The sequence below is a fragment of the Pseudomonas sp. LBUM1647 genome (assembly GCF_059716175.1).
Genome location: NZ_CP166809.1, coordinates 754329 through 766357, shown reverse-complemented (window position 1 = coordinate 766357; position 12029 = coordinate 754329). Strand labels below are relative to the sequence as shown.

General features: G+C 59.7%; 5 protein-coding genes. 1 reads left to right on the top strand and 4 read right to left on the bottom strand.

Annotation, left to right across the window (positions count from 1 at the left end):
* Nucleotides 1-1527, bottom strand: a complete 1527-nt coding sequence (locus ACA059_RS03325; protein WP_497632712.1) for a CoA-acylating methylmalonate-semialdehyde dehydrogenase — start codon at nt 1525-1527, stop codon at nt 1-3.
* A 149-nt stretch (nt 1528-1676) separates the two neighbouring features.
* Between ACA059_RS03325 and ACA059_RS03320 the strand changes: the two genes are divergently transcribed.
* Nucleotides 1677-2624 (top strand): LysR family transcriptional regulator, encoded by a 948-nt coding sequence (locus ACA059_RS03320; RefSeq protein ID WP_497632711.1) that lies wholly within the window; start codon nt 1677-1679, stop codon nt 2622-2624.
* A gap of 29 nt (nt 2625-2653) precedes the next feature.
* On the opposite strand, the gene recD is transcribed toward ACA059_RS03320, so the two are convergent.
* Genes recD through recC form a run of 3 tightly spaced genes read right to left on the bottom strand, consistent with a single transcriptional unit; the run spans nt 2654 to nt 11894 of the window.
* Complete coding sequence (recD, locus tag ACA059_RS03315) at nt 2654-4762, bottom strand: exodeoxyribonuclease V subunit alpha (RefSeq protein ID WP_497632710.1); 2109 nt, start codon at nt 4760-4762, stop codon at nt 2654-2656.
* On the bottom strand, nt 4759-8445 hold the full coding sequence (recB, locus tag ACA059_RS03310; protein ID WP_497632709.1) for an exodeoxyribonuclease V subunit beta: 3687 nt from the start codon (nt 8443-8445) through the stop codon (nt 4759-4761). The genes recD and recB overlap by 4 nt, the downstream gene beginning before the upstream one ends.
* On the bottom strand, nt 8442-11894 hold the full coding sequence (gene recC, locus ACA059_RS03305) for an exodeoxyribonuclease V subunit gamma (protein ID WP_497632708.1): 3453 nt from the start codon (nt 11892-11894) through the stop codon (nt 8442-8444). Before recC ends, recB begins: the two co-directional genes overlap by 4 nt.
* Nucleotides 11895-12029: the final 135 nt, after the last annotated feature.

Genomic DNA, 12029 nt, shown 5'->3' with positions numbered 1-12029 from the left:
TTAACGCAAGTTGATGGTGGTGTTCACACCGTCGTTGACGCTGTTGTCATCGAACCAGCGACTGGTGACAGTCTTGGTCTGAGTGTAGAACTGCACCACTTGCTTGCCATACGGACCGAGGTCGCCGAGTTTGGAGCCGCGCGAACCGGTGAAGCTGAAGAACGGAACCGGCACCGGAATCGGGATGTTGATGCCGACCTGGCCAACGTCGATTTCAGTCTGGAATTTACGCGCCGCCGCCCCGCTTTGGGTGAACAGGCCAGTGCCGTTGCCGAACGGGTTGGCGTTGACCAGTGCGATGGCCTCATCGAGCGTATCGACTTCCAGCACCACCAGCACCGGGCCGAAGATTTCCTGGGTGTAGATCTGCATCTCGGGCGTCACGCCGGAGAACAGGGTCGGGCCGACAAAGTTGCCCTTCTCGAAGCCTGGAACCGTGATCTCGCGACCGTCCAGTTCCAGCTTGGCGCCTTCTTTGATGCCGCTCTCGATCAGATCCAGAATCCGCGCCTTGGCCTTTTTGGAAATCACCGGACCGACGTCAGTGCCCGGCTCGCTGCCGGCATTCACTTTGAGTTTCTGCGCCAGTGCCTTCAGATCAGGCAGCCATTGTTTGGCCGCGCCCACCAGCACCACGACGGATGTGGCCATGCAGCGTTGCCCGGCCGCACCGAAACCGGCGCCGACCAACGCATTGAGCGCTTGTTCGCGGTTGGCATCCGGCAGCACAACGGCGTGGTTCTTCGCGCCCATCATCGATTGCACGCGTTTGCCGTGTTTACCGGCCAGGTCGTAGACGTGAGTGCCGACGGCGGTCGAACCGACGAAGGAAACAGCCTTGATGTCCTTGTGGGTGCAGAGTGCATCCACCACGTCTTTACCGCCATGAACGACGTTGAGCACGCCCGCCGGAACACCGGCCTCGATCGCCAGTTCCACCAGCAGCATGGTCGACATCGGGTCCTGTTCGGACGGTTTGAGCACAAAGGTGTTGCCGCAGGCGATGGCCATCGGGAACATCCACAGCGGAATCATGGCCGGGAAGTTGAACGGGGTGATGCCGGCGCAAACGCCGATTGGCTGACGTAGGGTGTAGGTATCGACGCCGCCAGCAACGTTCTCGGCGAACTCGCCCATTTGCAGGCTGCCGATGGAGCAGGCGTGTTCGACGACTTCCAGGCCGCGGAAGATATCGCCTTCAGCGTCGGCGATGGTTTTGCCTTGCTCGTTGCTGAGCACCACGGCGATGCGCTTGGAGTGTTCGCGAATCAACGCCTGGAGCTTGAGCATGATGCGCATCCGCGCGCCGATCGGCGTCAGCTTCCAGGTCTGGAAGGCGCGATGAGCGGCGCTGATGGCGGCGTCGACTTCCTGCGCGGTTGCGAACGGTACTTTCGCCAGCACTTGCTGGGTCGCCGGGTTGATGATGTCGTGCCACTCGGTGGTCTGGGACTCGACCCACTCGCCGTTGATCAACAGCTTTACGGTTTGGACAGTGGTTTCGTTTGGCGTGAGCGATGCGTTCATGCTGGTCTCCAATACTTATTTTTATGCAGGGAGCCAAGGCGGGGAAGTCGCCTTGAGATGAGGCGTGTGTCGCGAATTGGTTGTCGGACTGTTTTTGGAGTATAGATGTGCAAACTTCTAATAAGAACGCACATAAAAGCCGGTCCATCATGCAAAAAAACATCACGTCCTTAGGCTCGTTAAACTGGGATGACCTCAAGTTTTTCCTTGAAGTCGCCCGCACCCGCAAGGCCAGCACCGCCGCCAAGCGCCTGGCGGTCGACTACACCACCGTGTCGCGGCGCATCAGCTCGCTGGAAGCGGCATTGGGCACGTTGCTGTTCGAGAAATCCCGGACCAGCGGTTTTGTCCTGACCGCCGAAGGCCAGCGGTTGCTCGGTTACGCCGAGTCGATTGAAAGCACGCTGCACATGGCCTGCGAGCAGGTTTCGGGGTCCGGGGTCGCGTTATCCGGGCATGTGCGCATGGGCTGCACCGAAGGCTTCGGCAGCTTTTTCATCACCCCGCAGCTGAGCCATTTCGTCGACGCCTATCCAGCAATCTCGGTGGACATCCTGCCGCTGCCGCACTTCATCAGCCTGTCCAAACGCGAGGCGGACATCGTCATCGCACTGGAGCGCCCGGAGCATGGTCCGTACGTCTGCTGCAAACTCTGCGACTACCGATTGCAGCTCTACGCGACGCAGGATTATCTCGACAAACATCCACCCATCCGCCGCCCGGCAGACTTGGGTAAACATTCATTCATCAGTTACGTCGACGATCTGGCGTTCAGCTCGGAGCTGTTGTACCTGGCGAATGTACTGCCCGGCGCCAGTGCCAACCTGCGCAGCACCAGCGTGATCGCGCAATTCGTGGCCGCGCAGCAAGGGCGGTCGCTGGCGATTCTGCCGTGCTTTCTGGCGGCCCAGGATCCGCGGTTACTGCCGGTGTTACCGGAAGAGATCAACATCACGCGGCAGTTCTGGATGTACTGCCGCGAGGATTTGCGCAAGCTCAAGCGGATTACCCTGTTATGGGATTACATTCGCGCGGTCACTGAGCAGAATCAAGGTCTGTTGATGGGTGAAAGTCGGGAGATGCTTTTCGCCGATTAGTCGGCGCTTTTCGCGCGGCGCCGTCCCTTTCAATCCCTTGGTTCAACACCCTCTTCCAACTCCAGCATCAACCCGCTCAAGCGCTTGACCTTGCGCCGCACCGCCTCTTCGAATACGCCGGAGCGAGGTTCGATCAAGGTGAACCAGTTTTTGGCCCGGGTAATCCCGGTATAGATCAGTTCCTTGGTGAGTACAGGGTTCAAGGCGTCCGGCAGAATCAACGCCGTGTGGGAAAATTCCGAGCCTTGGGATTTGTGCACCGTCATGGCGTACACGGTTTCGACATCATTGAGGCGGCTCGGCAGAACAAAACGTACGCCGCCCTGACCGTCATTGCGCGGGAACGCCACACGCAACACCTGCTTCCCTGCCTCCGGCCCAACACGTTCCGGCAGCTTGAGGGCAATGCCGATGTCGCCGTTCATCAAACCCAGACCATAGTCGTTGCGGGTCATCAGCACCGGCCGACCTTCGTACCACTGCTGGTCGCTGTCGATCAACCGAGACTTGAGCAGCGCGGCGGTCACGCGCTGATTCAAACCTTCAACGCCCCACGGCCCTTTACGCACGGCGCACAACAACTGAAAGGCGTCGAAAGCTTGCAACACCTGCCGGGCCCAATCGGTCCAGCAGGGATCATCAAGCGTGCTGTCGAGCGGTGGCCGCAGGCTGCGCAAGAGATTCAGGTAATGGCGATAACCCTGTGGTCCATCGCCATGCCCCTCAAGCAGCAAGCGTTCCAGCCCCCGGTCCTGCTCCCCCTTGAGGGACAGGGAAAACACGTCGTCATGGCTTCGAGCCGCCAACAACTTCCGAGCTTCCTCGGGTTGCTGCTGGTTGACCCAGCGAGCCAGTTGACCGATGCCGCTGCCCTCGCCGAACCGGCGTGAATGACGCAGCATCACAACTTGCTGGGCCAGTGGATGAGTGCCCTGGGTGTCTTCCTGCAAACCGCTGGCATCCAGGCTTTCACCACTGACCGCTTGCAGCCACAGGCGAGTCTGCGGGCTGTACCAACCGGCCTCGGCGTCGCGGCACAGGTCGCCCAGCACGGCGCCGGCCTCCACCGATGCCAGTTGATCCTTGTCACCGAGCAGCACCAGACGGGCATGGGCCGGCAACGCATCGAGCAGGTTGGCCATCATCTCCAAATCGATCATCGAGGCCTCGTCCACCACCAAGACATCCAGCGGCAAGCGATTACCGGCGTGGTGACGGAAGTGCCGAGTACCGGGACGACTGCCGAGCAGACGGTGCACGGTGGTGACGTCTGACGGGATTTTCACGCGTACGGTTTCATCGACTTCCAGGGTTCTCACCTGCTGACTGATGGACTCCGTCAGTCGGGCTGCAGCCTTGCCGGTGGGTGCCGCGAGACGAATGCGCAACGGCTTGCCGGCCTCCACCGCCGGCGCCTGGAGCAACGCCAGCAAACGCACGACCGTCGTCGTCTTGCCGGTCCCCGGGCCACCGGTGACGATGCTGAATGCGCTGCGGGTTGCGAGGGCACAGGCGAGTTTTTGCCAGTCAATCACTTCGCCAGGCTGGGCTGGGCCGAACAAACGGGTGAGGCGTTGGGACAAATCATCCGGCGTGGTTTCGTGTTCCACCAGGCGTTGGCGTAGCGAGGTGTCGATACGCCGTTCGTAAGCCCAGTAGCGACGCAAGTACAGGCGTTTGCCCGATAACACCAATGGCCGATTCTGCGCCGCCTCGCGGCCATCGACCGCCAATGCGACCAAACTGCTGGAGGCCAGGACCTTGCACCAATGGGCACCGTCCAGCGCCTCAAGCAATTGCGACGGCAACAACATCGCGCCACTTTGCAGATCACCTTCCGGTGGCAGCGACAGGGCGAAGTCCGGCTCCTTGAGCGTCTCGAACACATCCAGGCACACATGACCGTGGCCCAGTTGATGGCTGGCTAACGCAGCGGCCAGCAGCACCAGTGGGTCATCGCCGGGAGCGAGCTCATGAAGAAAAGCGACGAAGGCTTTATCCAATGCTCGCAGCCAGCCGCGCTCAACCCAGCGCGTCAGCAATAGCAGCAAGTCATCGGCGCGACTCAACGGCGCCAGATCCGCCAGGCTTTCGGCTGTCAACGAAGTGGGCAGCAAATCAGCGAAGGTGCGACTCATAGCAAAACTCCCTGTTCCCAGGCGGGTTCGGCCTTGGGTTCTGGCTTGCCCTGGAATAGCCGGTCCAGACGTTCGATCAGCTCTTTTGGAGGACGGGCGAAATACACGCCCTGGCTGGACGCGCGCGTACCGCGCAGGAACAGGTACAGCGCACCACCGACATGTCGGTCGTAATCGTAATCGGCAAGTCGCGCCTTGAGCTGGCGATGCAGGGCCAACAGGTAAAGCACGTATTGCAGGTCGTAACGGTTGTCGAGAATCGACTGCTCCATGGCCTGCTCGGTATAGGCCGCGTCATCGACGCCCAGCCAGTTGGATTTGTAGTCGGCGACGTAGTAGCGGCCGTCATGCTCGAACGTCAGGTCGATGAAGCCTTTGAACATGCCATTGAGCAGCACCGGCTCGGCAGCCACCCGGGCCACGCCGTTGTGGGTGTATTGACGCACCAGTTCATCGAGCTTGAGCACATCGACTTTATGGCTGGCGAACCAGAACTCCATCTCGACGCGGTATTGGGTGAGCTGCTCGAATACCACCGGGGCCTGCCCACTGCCGATATGCAGCGGGGACGTAAGCAGGTGCTGCAACCAATCGCTCAGGGCGGTTATCCAGCCCTCCCAGCCACGGCGGTTGCAACGACGGGCAATGGCGTCTTCCACCGTTTGCGGGGTGGCAGTGAAACCTTCGTCACCGGCCCATTCGAGCAAACCATGGAGAAAGGTGCCGGGGTTCGGCCCACGAGGGAATCGATGAATATCAGCGCCACCGGCCACCACTTCTCGTGGTGCCTGGGGATCGAGGCGTTCGTCGTCGAAGAGCTTTTGCGCCTGCGGGCTCTCCGGCGCTTCATCAGTGCCCACGCTCATGCTGTCGCCAATGCGCAGGGCACTGTAGGAAGCAATCCACCAGTTTTCGCTGGCCTTGCGTTTGGGTATCAGCGGAGCAAGCAACGTCGCATCGTTGTGCGGCGGATGGTAGTGCTCGACGGTCACTTCAGGCATTTCACCGTAGCTCAGCGCAGGGCAGTCCTGCTGCAGGTCTTCCAGCCAACGCTTCAAGCCTGCCGACTCGGCCAATGGCGCTCCGCCGCCCAGCAGATAGCCCAATGCTGATAGGTGCAGCACCGAGCTGTTGTTATTACCGCGTTTGAGATCAGTCACTCCGAGCCAGCAGGCGTGTTGTGCCCGGGTCAGGGCTACGTAAAGCAAGCGCAGGTCCTCGGCAAGACGCTCATCATCCGCCTGAACAATCAATTCCGCCGTCGGCTTCAAGGTCACTTGGGCCTTGCCCGTGGCGTCGTGGTAATGCAACGGCAGACGGCTGCCATCCACCGGTTTCGCCGAGCAAATGAATGGCAGAAACACCAAGGGATACTCAAGCCCCTTGGACTTGTGAATGGTCACGACTTTGACCAGTTGTTCGTCACTCTCCAGACGCAGGATCTGCTCTTCGCCAGCCTGGCCGGACAACGCCAGATGCTCGGACAAATGACGGATCAGCGCTTGCTCACCATCGAGTTCGGCGGCCGCTTGTTGCAGCAATTCGGACAGGTGCAGCAAATTGGTCAGCACCCGCTCGCCGTCACTGCGCATGATCAATGTCTGAGGCAGCTGGAAGTCATGCAGCAATCGCCGCAGCATGGGCAACACGCCCTGCTTGCGCCAGAGCTCGCGATAATGGCGGAACTGCATGACCCGCGCTTCCCAGGCCAGTTCATCCTGATTCAGCCGTTCCAGTTCAGCCAGTGACAGGTTCAGCGTGATGCAGGCTAATGCGGCCCGCAGTGGACGCTCGACATCCGGCTCGGCACAGGCCTTGAGCCAGGTCAGTACGTCGTGGGCTTCCTGGGCAGCGAACACTGAATCCTTGTCCGACAGATAGACGCTGCGCACGCCACGAGCGGAGAGTTCGCCGCGCACAGCCTGGGCCTCTTTACCGTCGCGGACCAGGATCGCGATATCCGCTGGCAGCAGCCCTCTGAAGTCCTTGCCGTCCTGTTTGAAACCCGCGCGACCTTGTTGGCCGCCATTGAGCAATGCGGTGATTTCACTGGCGCAGGCGGCGGCGAGTTGTTGTCGGTAAACAGCGCCGGACAACGGTTGATCGGCGGACAGGTGCCAGATGTTCAGGGCGGGCACGACCTGGCCATCAATGTGCAGAACTTCTTTGCGCCCTTGAGATTCGACGGGCAGGAACGGTACCGGGTTCTCTCCGTTCTTTTCACGAAACAGGAAGGCGCCCCGCCCGGTCTCGCGAGATTCGGCACGCGCGAACACATGGTTCACAGCACTGACCATGCCATGACTTGAACGGAAATTGGTGCCTAAGGTATGCAGCCGGCCAGCGGTGGCCTGGCGAGCACGCAGGTAGGTGTAGATGTCGGCACCGCGGAACGCGTAGATCGCTTGCTTGGGGTCGCCGATCAGAAACAGACCGCATTCCGGATAGTTGTCTTCGATGCGATAGATGCTCTCGAAGATCCGGTACTGCACTGGGTCGGTGTCCTGGAACTCGTCGATCAGCGCCACCGGAAACTGCTCGCGAATCAGGGTCGCCAGCCGCTCACCGCCGTCGGACTGCAACGCTGCATCGAGGCGCAGTAGCATGTCATCGAAGCCCATCTCCGCACGGCGACGCTTCTCTTCCTCGAACCGTGTACCGACCCACTGGGCGGCGTGTTGCAGCACGGCGGCATCAGGCGTCGGCAATCCATCGAGACTGGCCTTGAGGCCGGGCATGGCATCCAGTCCTGGATGACTGGGTGCTTCGCCTTTCCAGGCTTCAGCCATACCCTCGGGCGTCAGGCGCGTGAATCCGGTGCCGATATCCAGTTGCTCAAGGGATTCGTCTTCAGCCCAGGCCCTGATCTTTTCGAACCAGGGTTCAAAATAGCGCGCCTGCATCTTGCGACCGTCGACGCTCTTGCTCGCAACACCCTGGTGACAGATGGAAAGCAATTCGTCCGCCCACTGGCGCCAAGGCATCTTGAGTTCGAGCAAGGCTGCCCGTCGCTCTTGCAGACACTCCGTGATCAGCTCGGCAGGCTCTTTACCTTCAACACTGTCTCGCTCACTGGCGAACAAACCACGTATTCGCGGCAGCAATGCTGCTGGGCCGCCCCAATTACCGCGCACCCAGTTCAGTGCATCACCTTGCATCGGGTAGCAAAACAGGCGCCAGTAATCGCGCAGGACTTCGCCCAGCAAATCGCTGTGATCGGTTTCCAGGGTTTGTGTAAACAGGCTGCCACTGTCGAACGCGTGTTCGCGCAACATGCGCTGACACCAACTGTGGATAGTTGAAACTGCCGCCTCGTCCATCCACTGCGCGGCGATGTCCAGACGGTTCGCGCACCCCGCCCACTGCTCGGGAAGGTACTCCTCACGAAGTTCCGCGATAAGGCTATCGGGCGCCGGTGTTTCATCACGGAAAAACCGAGCAGCTTCAGCAAGACGCGTGCGGATACGTTCGCGCAATTCTTTGGTCGCCGCATCGGTGAACGTCACAACGAGGACTTGCGGCGGCAACAGTTCACGTCCGAAGCCGCTCGACTCTGCGCCGTGGCCAAGGACCAGGCGCAGATAAAGCGCAGAAATGGTGAAGGTCTTGCCGGTCCCGGCGCTCGCTTCGATCAATTGGCTGCCGCGCAGGGGGAATGCCAAGGCCAGAGGTTTTGTGGTCATGCGCGCGCCTCCTCGCTGTTCAATGAACGCCAAGGCGCTTCAAGCAACGGCCGGTACAACGCGTTGCACCAATCCGGGAACGTTTCGTCTGCGGTAAGCGAGTCGAAGTCGGCGAACTGTCGGGCGAGTGCCGGGCTTTCGCGACGCTCGCCGTCGGTGGTCAGGCCATCGCCTTCATACGCCTTGCGGGCTGCGGCCTGGGCTTTGACCGGATCAGTTTGACCAAGCCAAGCGAAGCCGGTCTTCACCGCAATCGGCAGTGGTTGACGCATGCCGGTTTGCCAGGCCATTAACAAGTCGCCCAGAATCCGCAAGGCTGCATCCTCCGCCATTGGAGCAAGTAGCAGACTGTCGTCACTGGCCACCAACGCGGTGCTCATTGCCATACCACTGGCGCAGGCAACCAGATGATTGACCCATGGCCGTGTCAGGCGATGCCATTTGCGCGACTTGATCGAGCCGATGCTGTTGGGGATTGTAGTGACTGATAGCAAACCACCGTCCGCACGTTGATGCAGGCCACTGAGCCAACCTTCCAGGCGCAACCCCTGCAATTCCAGATTCACTGGCAGAGCATTGGTGAGCGGCGTCGGCCATAACGCCAAAAGCTGCTGATAACGCTGCAGCAGATCCGGCAACGGTTCGATCAACTCTCGCTGAAGGCATTCGCCGAATCCGGCCATAGGCAGAAGCCCACTGTTTTGCAGACGTTTGGCCTGCGCTTCCAGTATCTGATCGGTGCTATCCAGATGTCCCAGCGCCGCTTCGAGCAAGCTGTCGCTGAGGCTGTAACGTTGCAACGCGTCGAGTACAAATGGCTCTTCGTCCGCCAAGGGCACTTCAGCCGCTTCGAAGTACACCTTGAGTCGCTGACTGAAAAAATGTCGCACAGGATTACGCAGAAAGTCCTGCAGTTGACCGAGACTCAACGGCTCCTCCTGAATGTAGGGATCAAGGACCTCAATATCAGTCGACGGCTCACTGGTTTGATGCAGTACCTGCCATTCATTCGCGTAGCTAAACAAATCATCGCCTTCATGGAAGTAGCGGGCGCTGAACGGTTGCAGTGGATGTTCCTGAGTGATGGCCTCAAGCAGATCTTCGTCGACATCATGCAGTCGCCAACCGCTGGCCAGATGATCTCGCAATTGGCCAATCAGTACCGACGCAGGGCGTTCACTGTTATCGCGAATGCTGCGACCGACCCAGCTGATATAGAGTTGGTCACGTGCCGACAACAGGGCTTCCAACAGCAGATAACGGTCATCTTCACGTCGGGAGCGATCGCCAGGGCGGTAATCACTGCCCATGAGGTCGAAGTCCAGTGGTGGCTGTGCACGCGGGTAGTCCCCGTCATTCATGCCCAGCAGACAGACCAGTTTGAACGGGATCGCTCGCATGGGCATCAAGGTGCAGAAGTTAACCGCACCGGCCAGAAAACGCTGGGACAAGCGACCCTGATCAAGGCCGGCGAGCCAGGCTTCACGGACCACGGTCAACGGCAGTTCATCATGCAAGCCGACGGACTCGCACGTCTCAAGCCAGGTTTCACGCAGCTCTTCGAGTTGGGCCAACACGTAGTCGTCATGCTCGTTACTGGCCAGGAAAAACAACTGAACCAGTGCATGCAATCGAAAGCCCCATTGTTTGGGGGCTGAGGGTTGAGAGAGCTCCTTGTGGGCAATCTCCAATGCGTCCAGCAGCGCGACCAAAGGCCCAATGAGCGCGGCATCCAGACCACCGATCTCGTCATAGGGTTCGATACCCTCGCAAGCACTGGCACTGCCCACGGCATAACCGAGCAGCATCCGTCGCAGGCCGAAACGCCAGCTGTTTTGTTCCAGCTCCTCCGGTAGACCGAGACCCGCGCGCTGCTCGGCATTCATGCCCCAGCGGATGCCTGCGCCCTCGATCCAACGGTGCAGGGTCGGCAGATCACGTTCCTCTACACCGAAGCGAGCGCGGAGAGCAGGAACATCCAGCAGGTCGAGGATCTCGCTCACGGGGAAACGGCTGTCGGGCAGTTTGAGCAGATGCTCGATAGCAATCAGTAGCGGATCACGGCCACGCTGGCCTTGATCGGCGAGCGTGAAGGGAATGAAACGCGGATCGTGGCGTTCAAGCTGAGCAAATACCGCACGAATATGCGGTGCGTAGCTGTCGATGTCCGGGACCATCACGATCACATCACGAGGCCTTAAGTCTGGATTTGCACTGAAGCGTGCAAGCAACTGGTCGTGAAGGATCTCCACTTCGCGCTGGGCGCTATGGGCAATGTGAAAACGGATCGACTCGTCCTTCGCCGGATCGACAGCTGGCCAGCGCTCGCGAGTTTCGTTCAAGGGACGCAATTCAAGAATGTCGTCCTGCAATTGATTGAGCATGTTCTGCGGCTGGCTATCGCTGAACAGGTCGATACGACCATCGCGGAATGCCGAGCGATAGCTGTTGGGATCGTCGTAGCTGTCGAGCAGATTGATATAGTCCCGCCCCTGCTTGCCCCACGCTGCCAGTAGTGGATGGGCATGCTGGTGAAGGGTTTGCGGGCCGAGCACAACCGGCATTCCGCTCTTGCGAGCCTGACGCTTGTATTGATGTCGCAACAGGTCTTTATCGGCGACGATGTCTGCCCAATGGTGACGACACGGGTTGTGCACGCAGAGCAGAACCTGGCTGAAACGGGCCAGCCCCGCCAGTGCTTCCAGGGCTTGAGCGGGCAGTGAAGAAATCCCGAAAACGATCACCCGTGAAGGCAATCCGCTGGGGGCGACGTCGAGGCTGTTGATGCGTTCGATAAACCGTTGATGGACGCCGGCTCGGCTTTGCGCCATGCCTTGTTCACCTACATCCAGCAACAGCGCACGCCACAACTCTGCCTGCCAGCAGTTAGCCGGGGTCAGAGGTTTGGTTTCGCCTCTGCCATTTCGTAATTGATGGCGACCTTCTGCCCAGTCTTCGAGCCAATCGGCCCTGTACACCTGATATTGGTCGAACAGATCCGCCAGTCGCTCCGCCAATTGATAGCGTTTACGTAAGTCTGTGTCATTCGTAAGGAAGCGCTGCAGGGGTTCGAAGTGCGGTTGGTTGATCAACTGCGGAAGCAGACGCATCAGGCGCCAGGTCAAGGGAGCTTTATCGAGCAGGGATTTGACCGGGATTTCGTCACGTCCAAGCACCATGCGATAGAGCTGCCACATGAAGCTACCTGGTAACTGCACGTCGATGGCTGCGGCGATTCCGCAGCCGCCCATGTCATCGTCTTCAGAGTCTTCTGCCAGTGCCAGCTTCAGCCATTGGGCGATGCCGTTGCTCTGAACCAGGGCAATTTCATTTTCCAAGGGAGCCAACGGGTAACGCCGCATCCAGCTGACCACCAGGCTGCGCAACTCGTCCAGGCGGTTGCCGTGAACCACCATAAAACCAGCACTGAGGGACGTCGCGTCCGGCATAAAGGCTTCCTTGGGAAAATACAAAAGCTAGGGCCGAACCTTAGCATTGTCGGGAGACTGTGACAGCCGGGAGCCGTCCGGTATTGCTGTACGAACTTTCCTGCGGGCAAAACAAAACCCCTACCTGCATACGCA